The organism is Kribbella sp. NPDC104740, from assembly GCF_055583505.1.
Map to the genome: position 1 here is coordinate 650014 of NZ_JBVJNV010000001.1, position 14550 is coordinate 664563.

14 protein-coding genes are annotated in these 14550 nt (G+C 69.7%); 3 read left to right on the forward strand and 11 right to left on the reverse strand.

All coding sequences use genetic code 11. The features are described 5' to 3' along the window. Window positions 1-117: 117 nt before the first annotated feature. Window positions 118-1035, reverse strand: a complete 918-nt coding sequence (gene mshD / locus ACZ6Z4_RS03090; protein ID WP_465557553.1) for a mycothiol synthase — start codon at window positions 1033-1035, stop codon at window positions 118-120. A 212-nt stretch (window positions 1036-1247) separates the two neighbouring features. Here mshD and ACZ6Z4_RS03095 point away from each other — a divergent pair, with 212 nt between their 5' ends. Beyond that, window positions 1248-2915: a bifunctional metallophosphatase/5'-nucleotidase gene (locus ACZ6Z4_RS03095; protein WP_465557555.1), complete on the forward strand. Its 1668-nt coding sequence runs from the start codon at window positions 1248-1250 to the stop codon at window positions 2913-2915. A gap of 138 nt (window positions 2916-3053) precedes the next feature. Here ACZ6Z4_RS03095 and ACZ6Z4_RS03100 read toward each other — a convergent pair whose 3' ends face one another. Both ACZ6Z4_RS03100 and ACZ6Z4_RS03105 read right to left on the reverse strand, forming a co-directional pair. Next, window positions 3054-3362: a hypothetical protein gene (locus ACZ6Z4_RS03100; RefSeq protein WP_465557557.1), complete on the reverse strand. Its 309-nt coding sequence runs from the start codon at window positions 3360-3362 to the stop codon at window positions 3054-3056. A 156-nt stretch (window positions 3363-3518) separates the two neighbouring features. Next, on the reverse strand, window positions 3519-4232 hold the full coding sequence (locus ACZ6Z4_RS03105) for a response regulator transcription factor (protein WP_363667292.1): 714 nt from the start codon (window positions 4230-4232) through the stop codon (window positions 3519-3521). Between the two features lie 161 nt (window positions 4233-4393). Between ACZ6Z4_RS03105 and ACZ6Z4_RS03110 the strand changes: the two genes are divergently transcribed. Both ACZ6Z4_RS03110 and ACZ6Z4_RS03115 read left to right on the forward strand, forming a co-directional pair. Further along, window positions 4394-4633, forward strand: coding sequence for a MoaD/ThiS family protein (locus ACZ6Z4_RS03110; protein WP_465557560.1), 240 nt, complete (start codon window positions 4394-4396; stop codon window positions 4631-4633). A 365-nt stretch (window positions 4634-4998) separates the two neighbouring features. Further along, window positions 4999-6396: a hypothetical protein gene (locus ACZ6Z4_RS03115; protein WP_465557562.1), complete on the forward strand. Its 1398-nt coding sequence runs from the start codon at window positions 4999-5001 to the stop codon at window positions 6394-6396. On the opposite strand, the gene ACZ6Z4_RS03120 is transcribed toward ACZ6Z4_RS03115, so the two are convergent. The 8 genes from ACZ6Z4_RS03120 to ACZ6Z4_RS03155 are packed head-to-tail and all read right to left on the reverse strand — an operon-like array spanning window position 6350 to window position 14526. Beyond that, the gene (locus ACZ6Z4_RS03120; protein ID WP_465557564.1) at window positions 6350-6955 is read right to left on the reverse strand and encodes a hypothetical protein; all 606 of its coding nucleotides are present in this window, start codon (window positions 6953-6955) and stop codon (window positions 6350-6352) included. The genes ACZ6Z4_RS03115 and ACZ6Z4_RS03120 overlap by 47 nt on opposite strands. After that, on the reverse strand, window positions 6952-7530 hold the full coding sequence (locus ACZ6Z4_RS03125; protein WP_465557566.1) for a DUF4352 domain-containing protein: 579 nt from the start codon (window positions 7528-7530) through the stop codon (window positions 6952-6954). Before ACZ6Z4_RS03125 ends, ACZ6Z4_RS03120 begins: the two co-directional genes overlap by 4 nt. Next, on the reverse strand, window positions 7527-8144 hold the full coding sequence (locus tag ACZ6Z4_RS03130) for a hypothetical protein (RefSeq protein ID WP_465557568.1): 618 nt from the start codon (window positions 8142-8144) through the stop codon (window positions 7527-7529). The genes ACZ6Z4_RS03125 and ACZ6Z4_RS03130 overlap by 4 nt, the downstream gene beginning before the upstream one ends. A 28-nt stretch (window positions 8145-8172) precedes the next feature. Then, window positions 8173-8598, reverse strand: a complete 426-nt coding sequence (gene arfB, locus ACZ6Z4_RS03135; RefSeq protein ID WP_465557570.1) for an alternative ribosome rescue aminoacyl-tRNA hydrolase ArfB — start codon at window positions 8596-8598, stop codon at window positions 8173-8175. 42 nt (window positions 8599-8640) lie between these two features. After that, window positions 8641-9969 carry a UDP-glucose dehydrogenase family protein gene (locus tag ACZ6Z4_RS03140; RefSeq protein ID WP_465557572.1) on the reverse strand — a complete coding sequence of 443 codons (1329 nt, stop codon included), beginning with the start codon at window positions 9967-9969 and terminating at the stop codon, window positions 8641-8643. Window positions 9970-10001: 32 nt separating this feature from the next. After that, window positions 10002-11195 carry a right-handed parallel beta-helix repeat-containing protein gene (locus ACZ6Z4_RS03145; RefSeq protein ID WP_465557574.1) on the reverse strand — a complete coding sequence of 398 codons (1194 nt, stop codon included), beginning with the start codon at window positions 11193-11195 and terminating at the stop codon, window positions 10002-10004. Beyond that, window positions 11192-13207, reverse strand: coding sequence for a right-handed parallel beta-helix repeat-containing protein (locus tag ACZ6Z4_RS03150; RefSeq protein ID WP_465557576.1), 2016 nt, complete (start codon window positions 13205-13207; stop codon window positions 11192-11194). The genes ACZ6Z4_RS03145 and ACZ6Z4_RS03150 overlap by 4 nt, the downstream gene beginning before the upstream one ends. Continuing rightward, a complete protein-coding gene (locus ACZ6Z4_RS03155) occupies window positions 13204-14526 on the reverse strand; it encodes a glycosyltransferase (protein WP_465557578.1) in 1323 nt (440 codons plus the stop codon). Before ACZ6Z4_RS03155 ends, ACZ6Z4_RS03150 begins: the two co-directional genes overlap by 4 nt. Window positions 14527-14550: the final 24 nt, after the last annotated feature.

Here is a 14550-nt window from a genome sequence, read left to right on the forward strand (position 1 = left end):
GGCCAGGAGCCGCCCGGCTGGGGGGTGAGAGGCTCGGACGGCTCCTGGTTGGTGGTGGGACGGGCGAGAAGCGTGTTTATGACGCGGTGTGAGCGGATGATTTCGGTGTGACACCGTTCACAGGGCGGTGGGGGCGTATTGGACGTGCAGCGCCGCGGTGGTGAAGCCGAGGGATTCGTACAGGCGGCGGGCGGGGGTGTTGGTGCCGTCTACGTAGAGGGTGATGGTGTCGAGGGCGCGGGTTTCCTGGAGGTGGTGGAGGCCCTGGAGGGTGAGGGCCTTGCCTAGGCCGGTGCCCTGGTGGGTGGGGGAGACGCCTACTACGTAGACCTCGCCCTCGTTGTGTTCGAGTTTGGTCCAGTGGAAGCCGGCGAGTTCGTTGGTGTTGCGGTCGATGGCCAGGAAGAAGCCTTCGGGGTCGAACCAGGGCTGGTTGAGGCGGTCGGTGAGGTCGGCCTGGGTCCAGGCGCCCTGTTCGGGGTGGGTGGCGAAGGCTTCGGCGTTGACCTTGAGCCAGGCGGTGTCGTCCTGGCCGGGGACGAAGGTGCGTACGGCGATGTTCGACGGCCAGGTGATCTCGGGGAGGGGAGCGCTCGCGCGGCTGAGGAAGTAGAGCTCGCGGGCGACTTCCAGGGAGAAGTGCGCGGCGAGCTCGTCGGCGCCGGGGAGGCGGCCGTGGGACCAGAGGCGGAGGGTGGTGGGGGCGTGGTCGAGGAGGGTGCGGAGGAGGGTCGTACCGGTGCCTTGGCGGCGGGCTTCGGGGGCGACGACGAGCTCGGCGGAGCCGTCGGGGCTCAGCGACGCGTAGCCGACCAGGTCGCCGGGGGTGGAGTGGAGGCCGGTGACGTCGAGGGTCGCGGGCTCACCGGCGTACGCGAGCACGTGCAGGTCGCCGTGGTGCTCGCCGTTCAGGTGCAGCAGGGTCTGCTCGGACAGCGGGTTGACGTCGTCGCTCTGCGCGGCCAGGCGAGCGAGTTCGGTGACGGCGGCGGCGGTGGCCGAGGGCAACGGTGAGGGAACTGCTTCGAGGGTCACCTGAATACCGTAAAAGGTCCGGGTGAGTTCATGCTCAGGTCCTGTTCCGGGCCGCCGTACGTCGGGTAACTTCGCGGCACCGCATCGAAAACTACGACGGAGTAGACATGGCCTTCACAGGACGAGACAGGACGTGGTTCAGGGGTCCGCGGGCGGTTGCCCTGCTGGCCGCCGGAGCCGCGGTGGCACTCGGCTTGGCCACGGGGGGAACCGTGACCCAGGCAGCACCCGCGAAACCGAAGCCGACGCACACGCAGATCAACCTGCTGGCGCTGAACGACTTCCACGGAAACCTGGCGCCCAACCCGGCGACCAGCTCCAGCGGCAACGTGAACGGCACGCCCGCCGGTGGCGCGGAGTACCTCGCCACCCACCTGGAGAACCTGCGCGCCGCCGCGAAGGCGCAGGGCCAGGAGAGCGTGACGGTCGCCGCGGGTGACCTGATCGGTGCCTCTCCGCTGCTGTCGGCCGCGTTCCACGACGAGCCGACCATCGAGGCGATGAACGAGATGGGCCTGGACGCCGCCTCGGTCGGCAACCACGAGTTCGACGAGGGCTGGCACGAGCTGCTCCGGATGCAGACCGGTGGCTGCCTGAACGACGGCGACGGGCAGAACAACCAGAACTCCTGCCCGGACAAGAAGGCCAAGTTCAAGGGCGCCGACTTCGACTACCTGTCGGCCAACGTGTTCTTCGAGAACACCCGGCAGACGCTGCTCGCGCCGTACACGGTGAAGAAGTTCCGCAGCGGCCAGAAGATCGCGTTCATCGGGATGACGCTGGAGGCGACGCCGAACATCGTCACCAAGTCCGGTGTCGAGGGGCTGACCTTCACCGACGAGGTCGAGACCGCGAACGCGCTGGTCCCGAAGCTGCGCAAGCAGGGCATCGAGTCGATCGTGGTGCTGCTGCACGAGGGCGGGTTCCCGAGCGACCCGCGCGCGTTCAACAGCTGCCCGGGGATCTCCGGCCCGGTCACCGACATCGCCAAGAACCTCGACCCGGCGATCGACGCGGTGATCTCCGGTCACACCCACACGGCGTACAACTGCTCGATCAACGACCCGGCCGGCAAGCCGCGGCTCGTCACCAGCGCGTCGTCGTTCGGCAAGGTCGTCACCCAGGTCCGGCTCAGCATCGACAACGCGACGCACGACGTCGACCGGCTGAACACACTGGCCAACAACCTGATCGTCACCCAGGACGTGCCGAAGAACCGCGACCTGACCAAGCTGATCACCAAGTACCAGGGGCTGGTCGCGCCGATCGAGTCCAAGGTGATCGGGCACATCACCACGCCGTCGGTGGTGCGGACGGCGGACGACTCCGGCGAGTCCCCGCTGGGCAACCTGATCGCCGACGCCCAGTTGGCCGACCCGTCGACCGTGACCGGCGGCAAGACGCCGGTGGTCGCGTTCATGAACCCGGGCGGCATCCGGGCCGACCTGGCCTCGACCGGTGGTGCGGTGACGTTCGGGCAGGCGTTCACGGTGCAGCCGTTCAACAACTACCTGGTCTCGATGGACATGACCGGGACGCAGATCAAGGCGCTGCTGGAGCAGCAGTTCTCCGGCCCGAACCAGGCCGCGAACAAGGTGCTGCAGATCGCCGGTATCACCTACACCTACAACCCGGCCGGTACGCCGGGCGCGAAGGTGGACGCGGCGTCGATCAAGATCGCCGGGCAGCCGATCGTCGACGGTACGTCGTACCGGATCGTGACGAACAACTTCCTGTCCGACGGGGGTGACGGCTTCCCGGCCTTCACCACGGCGACGAACAAGTTCTTCGGCGGGCTCGACATCGACGCGTTCGCGGCGTACCTGGCCGCGCACGACCCGTACACCCCGGGGCCGACGGACCGGATCAGCATCTCGTAGTACTCAGCTGTACGACGCTCGCCCGGGTTGCTTCCAGCGGAGGTGGCCCGGGCGGGTGTGCTTCGGGGCTGAGCCGGATCGAGTGATCAGGCGCGCAGCGATGAGGCGTTGGCCGATCAGCCCGAGCGTGGAGAACGCTCAGAGCACGAACTTGAGGATGACGAAGGTCAGCGCGACGCCGGTTGCGATGGCGGCGCGGCCGGAGCCGATGCCGCGGCGGACGCCGGTGCCGAAGACGGCCAGCGTGAGCGGGATCAGCATCACCAGCAGCGTGATGCCGGCCGCGTGGACGCCGACGTGGGCGCGGCTGCTGAGCAGCAGCCCGAGGCCCAGGGCGAAGGTCAGGCCGAGCCAGGTGGTCGTCTGGATCGGTCCGTCGGACGGATCGCTGCGATGCGAAGCGTGAGCACCACCACCACGGCGGTGCGAAGTCGGAGCGTGCGCCATCGGTCACCTTTCGTGAACAGACCGAATACGCAAGGTAGCACCCCGCCTACGCGGTGGTGCAAGCCCGATCTTGTGCGGGGCTGATCGCGCGGATCGCGTTGCAGGGCTGGGAAAGCCCGGCGCTGTGACTGGCGTGACTGATGTGACTGGTGGGACTCAGGCGCGCGAGTCGGCGGTCTCGCGGTCCTTCGTGGTCGGCGGGATGACGAAGCGGTAGCCGACGTTGCGGACCGTGCCGATCAGGGACTCGTGCTCGGGGCCGAGTTTCGCGCGCAGGCGGCGGACGTGGACGTCGACCGTGCGGGTACCGCCGAAGTAGTCGTAGCCCCAGACTTCCTGGAGCAACTGCTCGCGGGTGAACACGCGGCCCGGGTGCTGCGCGAGGAACTTGAAGAGCTCGAACTCCTTGTACGTCAGGTCGAGCGCGCGGCCGTTCAGCTTCGCCGTGTACGACGCCTCGTCGATGACCACGTCGCCGCTGCGGATCAGCGTGGTCTCGGGGTCCTCGTTGCGGGCCGCGGCGAGGCGGCCGATCACCAGGCGTAACCGGGCCTCGATCTCCGCCGGGCCGGCCGTGTCGAGCAGGACGTCGTCGGCGCCCCAGTCGGCGTTCACCGCGGTCAGGCCGCCTTCGGTGACCACCAGGAACAGCGGTACGTCGATGCCGGTCGTCCGGATCAGGCGGGCGACACCACGGACAGTGACCAGGTCGCGGCGGGCGTCCAGCAGGACCGCGTCGGCGTCCGGGGCGTCGACGAGCGCGGCGACCTCCGACGGCAGGATCCGGATGTGGTGCGGGAGCAGGGCCAGAGAGGGCAGGACCTCGGTGGAGGCCTGCAGCGCGTTCGTCAGCAGCAACAACGTGCTCACGCTGTCTCCTTGTGCGGGTCGGCGGAGCGCGGGTGAGCGATCCGGTCCTGAAGCACGTCAGGCCCCGACGGCGTCGTTGCCGGGGGCCCGAGACACACTGGTGTGGAACAGCAAGCTGACATAATACTCCAGGACCCATCGATGAGTGAGGCGTCTTCCACATGCCGGAAGTGACGATCAGGTACTTCGCTGCTGCACGCGCTGCCGCCGGCGAGTCCACCGCGACGGCTCGGGCTGCGTCGGTGAAGGAGCTGGTGGGTGCGGTTTCTGCCGATCGCCCGGAGTTGGCTCGGGTGCTGGGTATTTGCACGTTCCTCGTCGATGGGGAGCGGGTTGAGCTGACTGCCAGCCTCGCGGACGGGGCGCTGGTGGACGCGCTGCCGCCGTTCGCGGGTGGCTGATTTTCTGTACGCCGGTTGTGGTGCGGGTCGGCTTTTGATGCGGCCGGTGAGGTCGGTTTTGGCTGAGGCCGCGCCGGCCGGGGAGTAAGAGCCAGGGCCTGAGCGATGGGATCTCGGCGATGGGTGGATGGGCGGGCCCTAGTGCGTCTTGCTGTGGTGCCGGTCGTTTGCGATGCGGCCGGTGGGGTCGGCGCTGGCTGAGGTCGCACCGGCCGGGAGAGATGTAGCCCGAGCGGGACTTGGGACCGGGGGGCCGTGGTCCGGGGCGAGGGGGACCGTGGTTGTGGGTGGGAGCGGCCGTGGTTCGAGTCAGGGTGGCCGTGGCTCGGGGTGGGGGACCTGTTCGGGCGGTAGATTGCGCGGTTGTGGCACGGGATACGGGGAACCTGCTGACGACGGTCGGGCGGGCTGCTGGGTTGTTCGGGCGGGCCTGGCCTCGGTTGTTGGCTGTGTTCGTGGTTGCGGAGCTGGTGCATCGCGGGGTGTTGTGGGTCGCGGTGCAGGCGGGCGCTCGGGTGCAGGCGGCGGGGATTGCGGTGCTGGCGTTGCTGGTGGTGGTTTCGCTGGCGATGTACGTCGCGATGTTCCTGGTGCTGCGGGGTGAGCTGCCGTATCACCGGCGGGCGGTGTCCGAAGGGGTGCTGGCGCCGGACGGGGTCGAGGCGGGGAAGGAAGCGCGGGCGGTTGACGCGCTCGCGTCGGCGTTGCTGCCGTTTCTGGCGTTCTACGCGGCGTACAAGTTTCTGCAGGCCGAGGCGCTGAACTACGAGTACCAGCTGGCCGTGCACAACCTGATGGATGACGCCGCCACCATTCTCACTGGTGGAACGGTCGCGCAGGCGCCGACCGGGCTGCAGGCGTTGTCGACCTGGCTGTTCATCGCGCTCGGCGTCGCGGCGTACCTGCTGCGGCTGGTGTTCAAGAAGAAGAAGGGCGCAGAAGAGACCGGCCCGGCGCGCAAGCTGTTCGCGACCTATCTCGAGGCGCTCTGGATCTTCGTCGTCGCCTACCAGGCGTCGGCGTACCTGCCCTCACCGAAGAGCTGGCTGCAGGAGCGGGTGCTGTGGCAGTGGGGTCACGACGCGTACGGCTGGGTGCTCGACCACGTGCTCGGCGTCGAGCGGATCCGCGAGATCTGGGACGCCGTCACCGGATTCGTTGCCGCGGGCATCGGTGATCTGTGGAGCGCGGCGGTGCTGCCGCTGATGTGGATCACGATGACCGCGGTGATCTACGGCCGGGTGGTGCCGAAGGCCGAGCGGATCGAGCAGCTGCGCTGGCGGTTCGACCGGATCAGCAACCGCTGGCAGCGCACCCCGCGCCTGGTGCAGGCGGCCGGCAACTCGATGGTCTCCGACTGGCGCGACCGCTGGCGGCCGGTCCGCGACGCGTTCCGGCTGGTCGCCCGGTCCGGGATCCGGCCGATGCTCGGTTACTTCCTGGCCTGGGCCGTCGTCACGTACGCCGCCGGCGCGGTCTGGATCCTGCTGCGCGACTACGTCGTCGGGCCGCAGTCGCTGCAGTTCTGGAAGGTGATCGACGACCCGATCGCGCTCGCCGTCGAGGCGCTGAAGATCATGCTGCAGATCGCGCTGCTGGCCGCGGCGTACGACCGGATGGTCGGCGGCCTGGCCGGCTACCTCACACCGCGGACGCGCCCGGTGCACCCGACGGCCGCCAGCGGCGAGGACCACGGCGTCACCGACCTGACCGCCGCTACCTCGGGAATGCCAGGTACTGCGGAAGACGGGTCGCCCACGTGATCGTCGGCGTCACCTCGCCGGCCACCGCGGTCGGTACGACGAACACCGCGACGGTCTCGAACGGCTTGCCCGCCACCGGCTTCAGGTAGTACGGCGCGAGCTGCGGGTCCCGCCAGCTCTGCAGCTTCTCGTCGTCGCCGCCGGTGCAGCCGCTCGGGCGGTCCTGGAACTCGTCGTCCAGGATCGACTCGTCCCACGTCCGCCCGTCGTTCGCGCGAAGGTGCATCAGGCAACCACCGAGCTTCTCCAGCTTGGCGAGGTCGTCGACCTGCAGCCGGACGTAGACCCGGACCCGCGTCGTGCCGTCCGGTAGGGGTGTGCCGGTTCGTCCCGCCCGCGGTGAAGGGTCGGTCTCGACGCTCGCCGCGAACCAGGTCGCGTCCTGGTACGCCGTACCGCCGGCCGCGACCTCGACCGCGTCGCGCGGCTCGGCTTTGTACCAGGAGTCGTAGTCGCTGCGCACCGACCACCAGCCGAGCAGCGGGATGGTGAGCACCAGCGAGGCGAGCGCGACCGTGTTCCGCCGGATCCAGCCCGGGCGGGCGCGCCGGGCGGTCATCGCTCCACCGCCGGGTTCAGGATCGCGACGTCCTCGTGCAGCGCGGGCAGCTGGTCCTCGTCGATCTTCAGCGCGATCGTTGCCTGTGGCTGCAGATCGTTGAAGATCTGCTGCTCCAGCACCAGCAAGGTTGCGCCGGGCAACTGGTCGGCAGGCATCTCGACGACGATCGGCCCGCGGACCGGGATTCCGGGCGCGAGTTGGAAGTGCAGGAGATCGATGCGGTCCAGCCCGCTGCGGTTCGCGGCGGCGTACGTCGTACCGTCGGCTGCCTGGATGCCGATCTTCTGCAGGTGGATGGGTTCGCGGTTCGCGGTCACGACGGCGTCGATGACGACGAAGTCGGTCAGCGTGTCGCGGTCGGGGGTGGTGCGCGGGACGCGGAGCTTCTTGCTGGTCCGGACCTTCTCGACCGTGACGTCGAAGCGCGGGGTGTGCACGGCCTGGCCGGTGACGCCCTTGACCGCGATCGGCTGCTGGAAGTCGGTGTCGTCCGGCGTCACCCGGTACAGGCCGACGATCGCGACCAGGACGACGACCACCAGGACGCCGTCGACGAGCTTGCGGCGGGTCATCGGGTGTTGTCCTTCACCGGAGCGGTCACCTCGGCGGCGATCGTGTCCTTGGTCCAGTTCACGTGGTGGTCGAGGACGGATTCGCGGAACTCGTAGTGCTGCACGCTCAGCTCGACCTCGGTCGGCAGGTCGGTGGCCTTCGGCAACTTCCAGACGTAGGCGACGTCCTCGGCGTGGTCAGGGGTGAGCACGGGGTCCTGGGTCTGGTCGCGCAGGTTGGTGGTGCCGTACGGGCGGTCCTCGGGCGTGACGCCGTTGACGTTCAGCAGGCGGATCAGGTCGCTGGGGACCTTGACGCCGGTCTTGTCGGTGAGCTCGAGCTTGAGGACGACGGCGATCAGAGCGCCGCCGTCGTCGGGCTTGAAGAGCGGTTCGAGGTCCTTGACGACGACCACGCGCTGGACGGTGACGCTGAACTGGCCGGCGTCGACTGCTGCTCCTGGGCCGACCTGCGGGGTCTCCGCGGAGGCTTTCGCGAGGCCGCCGAACGCGGCCGAGATCGCCAGCAGCACGACCGCCGCGCTCACCACCCAGGTCTTCACCGACCGGCCGCGGACTTTCACGTCCTTCAGCTCGGGCAGTTCCTCCTGCTCCTTGCTCCCCGTTTCCTGCACGGCCGAAGCGTATCCAGCCGAAGGTTCGTCAGTCGGACGGGCGGCCGCGGAGGCGTTTGGTTTCGCCTCGGCGCTTCTTGTCGTCGAGGCGACGGCGGACCGCGCCCTTGGACGGACGGGTGGGGCGCCGCTGGCGAGGCGGGGCGGCGATCGCCTCGCGCAGCACGCTGGCGAGGCGAGCCCGGGCGGCCTCGCGATTGCGCCACTGGGAGCGGTGCTCCGAGGCGGCGATCGTGAGGACGCCGTCGACCAGGCGGGTGGACAGGCGCTCGAGGGCGCGGTTCTTGAGTGGCTCCCCGAGGGCGGTCGTCGCGGCCAGGTCGAAGATCAGCTCGACGCGGCTGTCGGCTGTGTTCACCGACTGCCCGCCTGGGCCGCTCGACCGGGAGAACCGCCATCCCAGCTCCGCCTCGGGGATCACCACCCCCGCTCGCACTGTCAGCCCGCCGTCCACACTCCTATTCAACCCGATACAGACAGCAGAATTCCTCTGGTTTCAGGCCGCCCGGCCCAGCGCCCGGTAGTCCCAGCCGGCCGCCTGCCACGAAACCGGGTCGAGCGCGTGCCGGCCGTCGACGATCTTCCGGTGCCCGACCAGGGAGCCGAGCCACGACGGGTCGAGGTCGCGGAACTGGTCCCACTCGGTCAGCAGCGCGACGACATCAGCACCGGAGGCAGCCTCGGCGACCCCGGAGGCGTAGTGCAGATCGGGGTAAGCCTTCCGCGCGTTCTCCATCGCCTGCGGGTCGTACACCCGCACGACAGCCCCCTCGGCCACCAGCAGCCGGGCGACATCCAGCGCGGGCGCATCCCGGATGTCGTCCGAGTCCGGCTTGAACGCCGCCCCCAGCGCACACACCGTCACCCCAGCAAGTGACCCGCCGGCCTGCGCCCGGATCAGGTCCACCGTCCGCTGCCGCCGTCGTCCGTTGATCGCATCGACCTCGCGCAGGAACGAAACCGCCTGGCCGACCCCGAGCTCCTCGGCGCGGTGGATGAACGCCCGGATGTCCTTCGGCAGGCATCCGCCACCGAAACCCAGCCCCGGCCGCAGAAATCGCCCGCCGATCCGCGGGTCAAAGGCCAGCGACGCGGCCAGCTGCTGTACGTCGGCGCCGGTCTGCTCGCAGACCTCCGCCATCGCGTTGATGAACGAGATCTTGGTGGCCAGGAACGAGTTCGCGGCGACTTTGACCAGTTCGGCCGTCGGCAGGTCGGTCACGACGACCGGGACCTCCGCCTCCAGCAGCGGCGCGAACGACGCCTGCAGCTGCTCGAGCGCCCAGTCCGACGCGACGCCGAAGACCAGGCGGTCCGGTCGCAGCGTGTCCTCGACGGCGAAGCCCTCGCGCAGGAACTCGGGGTTCCAGGCCAGCTCGACGTCCGTGGAGGCCGGAGCGAGCGACTGCAGCAGAGCGGTCAGCCGCGCCGCGGTCCCCACCGGCACGGTCGACTTGCCGACGACCAGGCACCGCCGGGTCAGGTACGGCGCCAGCGAGCTGACCACCTGGTCGACGTACCGCAGATCGGCGGCCGGTGAGTCGGCGGCCTGCGGCGTCCCGACGCAGACGAAGTGGACGTCGCCGAAGGCGGCCGCCTCGGCGATGTCGGTGCTGAACCGCAGCCGGCCGGAGTCGAGCGCCTTGCGCAGCATCTCCGGCAGCCCGGGCTCGTAGAACGGGACCCGCCCGTCGGCGAGCGCGGCGATCTTGGCCGCGTCGGTGTCGACGCCGAGCACCTCGTAGCCGAGCACGGCCATGCAGATCGCGTGGGTGGCGCCGAGGTAGCCGGTGCCGAGAACGGTGAGACGTGGAAGTGCGGACATGGGTGTCCCCCCAAAAGAAGGTGTGTGATCGTTCAGCGACAGGAAACGTTGCTGACGCCCTCGGCCGCGCCGGTGACCTTGTTGTCACAGGCAACGACGTTGGACTCGGCCGGGCGCAGTGCGAAACCGAGGCCCGGCCCGTTCACGGTGGCGGTGTTGCCGGTGAACAGGTTGTGGTCGCCCCAGCCCTTCAGGATCTGATGGGTCTGGAAACCGTCCGTGCTGGACCGGGTGCCGGTGTTGCCCCGGATCAGCCAGTTGTTGCCCTTGACATCCACCCAGGAGTCGGCGCCGCTGAGCGCCGATCCGTCGAAGGTGTTCCCCTCCAGCAACCCTCCGGTGGTGCCCTCCTTGATGTCGACCGCCTCCGACGTGGTCGGGCCGATCTTGTTGTCCTTGACGACGTTGCGGTCGCTGCGGTCGGGTTTGCAGTCGTTCACCGTGCACCAGTTGCTGACCGCGGACCCGATGTAGACGCCCTCGCCGAACTTGTCCCGGCGCTTGCCGGTGTCCCGGATCGTGTTGGCCAGGACGACGTTGTCGGTGCTGTTCGCGCGCAGGTGGATGGCCTCGTCGCCGATGCCGTGCACGGTCAGCCCCTGGATCACCGTGCCGGTGGTGGTGTCGGCCATCACGCCCTTCTGCCCGTTCGTGACCGTGAACCCGACCAGCCGCCAGTACTGCGCCTTGTCGAGGTGCAGCACGTAACCGCCGCGGACGTTGTCGCCGTCCAGTACGGCGCCGGCGCCGCCGCACAGCCAGATCGGGCGGTCCGCCGTACCGGACGCGGTGGTGACGAACTTCCCGGCGTACCGGCCGTCGGCGAGCGCGATGCTGGTCCCCGGCGCGGCGTCCTTGAGCGCCTTGGTCAGGCCGTCGGCGTCGGAGACCTGGACCGACGCGGCCGGGCAACTGACCGGCGACGCGTTCGGCAGCGGGCCTTGGCCGGCCGGAGCCACGCCCGCGAGCAGCGGCGCGTCCTCGGGTTTGCGCTTGCCGTTGTCCGGCGACTCCTCGTCGTCCGGCGACGAAGAGGGCGAGTCAGCAGAAGGCTCAGAAGGAGAAGGATCCAGCGGCGGCATGCTCGGCGCCGGCGGCACCGTCGGCACGGACGGCGCCACCACCGGCTCGCTCGGCGAAGGCCACGCCGCCGCCACGATCCCACCACCGACCAGCAGTACGGCGGCCGCCGCGGATCCCGCGACGATCAGGTCACGCCGGTTCATCTCGCCCCCTGCTGGTCGACCGGGACCGCCGACGCGGGCACGGGCCGCCCGTCGCTCACCGGCGCCTTGTCAGCGTACGGGTGCACGAACCGGCGGATCCGCCGCGTGCCGCGGGCCGCGGTGAAGATCAGCAGCGCGGCGAGCAGCAGCCACATCGCGGTCAGCGGCTGCAGGAACCGCTTCAGCGTGACCAGGAACGGCGTCGTGTCGTGCCAGTTGCTCTCGTCGTTCTTCCAGCGCCGCATGTTCACGTCGTCGGCCCGCTTGCTGTCGATCGCGCTCGGCCCGCGGCCGCTGATCGTGTTCTCGCTGACCTTGGTCAGGCTGACCGTGCCGACCAGCGAGACCGCGTGCGAGTCGGCGTCGGACAGCGTGTTGCGGACGACGTTCGCACCGGAGTCGCGGATGTAGACGCTGGTGCTGCCGCCGCTGACGATGTTGCCGGACACCACCGACGCGTGCACGTCGTCGCGGAGCGCGATGCCCTGCCGGCCCGGGTCGGTGACCCGGTTGCCGACCACGGACACGTCCCGCGCGCCGCCGCGGACCACGACCGCCATGTCGTTGCCGCGGAAGTCGTTGGCGTTGACGCCGACGTTGGTGCCGCCGACCACCTCCACGCCGTACCGGGCGTTGTCGGTCAGCTTGCTGTTCGACACGGTGTTGTTGCCGTAGCTGCCGAGGCTCGAACCGGTCGCGCTCGGGCCGTCGGCCAGCGGCAGGCCGGACATCGTCAGCCCGTTGCGGTGGTTGCGGCTGGCCTCGATCTCGGACAGCACGATGCCGGTGGTCGCACGGGACAGCACGAAACCGTCGCCGGCGTTGCCATCGGCAACGGTCGAGTCGACGACCGCGTTGGTGACGTAGCGGTGCATGACCAGCCCGTCGACCAGGTTGTCGTCGAAGCGGCTCTCCCGGATGTCCAGGCCGTTCGCGCTGGCGGCGAACAGGCCGAACGCGTTCCGCTTGATCGTGGTCTTCTGGATCAGCGCCGACACGTAGCTGTACTCCGGGGTGGCGATGTCGACCTCGGGCAGCGGCAGCGCGCCGGCGGGCAGGATCTGGCTGAGCGTCGACTTGCCGGCGCCGTCCAGCGTGACCGGCTTCTTGGTGTCGTCGGTCTTGGCCTTGGCGCGTTCCCGGTCGGCCTGCTTGCCGACCTGCATCGTCTTGCCGAGTTTGTCGAGCGACCCGCTGTTCGGCCGGTCGGTACCGGTCAGCGACAGGCCGCCGGTACGGCCGCTCCAGAAGCCGAGGTCGGACAGTTCGGCGTACCGGAAGCGGACCTGGCCGCCGAGCGAGCGCAGGTATGCGCGGCCGTCGTTGGTGAGCGTGTCCGGGCTGTCGGTGTCGCGGTTCCAGCTGCTGATCCGGACCGGTTTGCCCTCGGCGCCCTGCACGTTCAGGACGCCGCCGTAGTTGACGATCGAGACGAAGCCGTCGGGATCGCTGGCCAGCCGCAGCTTCAGGCCGCCCGACGAGGACAGGTTCAGCGTCGCGCCGGACTGCACCACGACGTGCTCGGAGAGCAGGTACCCGCCGTCGGGCTGCCGCACGAAGGTCTGCGGCGCCAGCCCGAGCAGGTCCTTGATCGTGTACGCCTCGCGCCGCGGCGTCAGCACCAGCGTGTACGCCGACCCGGTGGCGATCCGGTACGGCGTGTTCAGCGACGTCTTGCTCCAGCGCGCCAGCGAGTCGACGGTTCGCACCTCGACCAGCCGGCGGTCCTCGTCGGCGACGTACGCCGACTCGGCCTCGGGGTCGCCGGGGTAGGGAAGCCGGTCGATCGCCTTGTCGTCGGGCTCGGCGCTCCGGCTCGGGTCGGTCGGCTGGTCGGCGTCGGGCGGAGTGGTCGGGGCGGCGGGCTTCGTGGGTGTGCCCGGTGTGACCGGTGTGACGGCCGGGCGCTTCGGCGTCGCCGGAGGGGTCGTCGGGTCGGCGGCGGACGCGCTGGGTGCGACGAGCGTCAGCGCGACGATGCCGAGCGCCCCGGCGAGAGCTGTCTTCCTCATGCCAGCGTCTCCGTCCGCAGCGGCGTCGTCGTACCGGCTCCGCGCAGCGACGCGGCGTCCTGGCCCTCGCCGCCGATCGTGTCGGCGGACCGGGTCAGCCAGCCCTGCTTGTTCATCGTCACGAACGCGTACAGCTTGATCGGCAGCGCGATCAGGATCACCGTCGCCGCGACCACCGGCAGCAGCAGGATCTCGGCCGGGTGCCTGCGCAGGTGCGAGATACCGCGGATGCCGCGGGCGATGATCAGCCAGGCGACGGCCAGCGTGATGCTCTGCCAGGTCAGGTCGAGGCGGCTGAAGATCAGGTAGCCCATCGTGATCCCCATCGTCACCGGCGTGAGCAGGATCTGCAGCACGGTGACCTTGGTGACCAGCGGGACCCGCCACAGCCAGCCCTTGTAGATCGCGGTCAGGTAGCAGCGGTAGGAGTTGCGGCTCCAGCGGATCCGCTGCTTGGCGAAGGCCCGGAAGGTGGCCGGGAACATCGACAGCGCCTTGGCCGACGACTGGTGCACGGTCTTGTAGCCGGAGGCAAGGACCAGCCAGGTCAGCCGGCCGTCGTCGCCGGACACGCAGCGGCGGCCGAGGAAGAACTCGTTCTCCAGGTTGTCCAGCACCGGCAGCACGACCGTACGCCGGTACGCGCCGGTGCGCCCGGAGACGCAGGCGACCGCGCCGGCCCGGCCCATCGCCGGGACGTAGTCGTAGTACCGCAGGTTGACCAGCCAGTCGGCGACCCGGCGCCAGATGCTGGTGGTCCGCTCGTGCACGTTCTGCTGCGTGCTGACCGCGCCGACCTCCGGGTCGGCGAACGGGTGCTGCACGGCCCGGAGCAGCCCGGGCTCCCAGCTGGTGTCGGAGTCGGTCAGCACCAGCACCTCGGACGTCGCCGCCCGGATCCCGACGCCGAGCGCGGACCGCTTGCCCGCGTGCTTGAACAGGATCGGCTGGATCACCGGGTCGTTCAGCGCGACCAGCCGCTCGTACGCCTCGATGTCGGCGACGTCGAGCACGATGATGATCTCGTCCGGCTGCTGCGACCGCCAGCTCTCCAGGCAGCGCATCAGGATGTCCGGGTCCTCGTGGTACGACGGGACGACGACCGACGTGGTCGTGGTGAAGTCGTTCTCGATCGGGCGGGCCAGCCGGGACAGCACGAACCGGTACAGCCACAGCCCCCAGACCACCAGGCCGGCCAGCGCCAGCGGGACCAGGTCGCGCCAGCGCGACAGGTCGTCGACCGAAAAGGAAATGCTCGTGATCCAGTTCCACACGTCACCGAGCGCCAGCCGGTTTTCGGCCAGGTGAAGCACCGTCATTGTTCCCCCCACCGCGATCGCGCG